Source organism: Enterobacter sp. 186315, assembly GCF_053290175.1.
Genome location: NZ_JBPTTK010000076.1, coordinates 1 through 355 on the forward strand (window position 1 = coordinate 1; position 355 = coordinate 355).

The 355-nt window shown below is 48.2% G+C and carries 2 pseudogenes; both read right to left on the minus strand.

Features of this window, described 5'->3' with window-relative positions:
• A pseudogene (locus ACSVHP_RS23025) lies at positions 1–160 on the minus strand (DUF3304 domain-containing protein); the annotation flags it as partial.
• A gap of 66 nt (positions 161–226) precedes the next feature.
• Positions 227–355, minus strand: a pseudogene (locus ACSVHP_RS23030) (DUF3304 domain-containing protein); the annotation flags it as partial.

Sequence of the window (355 nt, forward strand, 5' to 3'; positions counted from 1 at the left end):
ACTGGCCGTCGACGCTGAAATGGTTAATGGCCCATTTGGTATGGTTAATCGCCTCGATGGTTCCACCGCCGCCGCTCCGGGGTTGGGCCTTTGCACCAGGCTGGCTACACCCCGCAAGCAGCAGCACCGCAAGTAATATGATGCTGTGAGTTAATTTCATTAGATATTCCTTTATTCACTTTTGCGCAAAAGTGGTGCTACTGGAGGGGAAAATACAGATAACCCGTTATTTGGGGCATACTTTCGGCTCCGGCATTTTAATAGGCTCTTTTATTGGGTAGTCCGGGTAACCATAATCTAAACAACTGGTGGTCACTTTTACTTCATCACAGGGCATAAAATGCACCGTAATCCC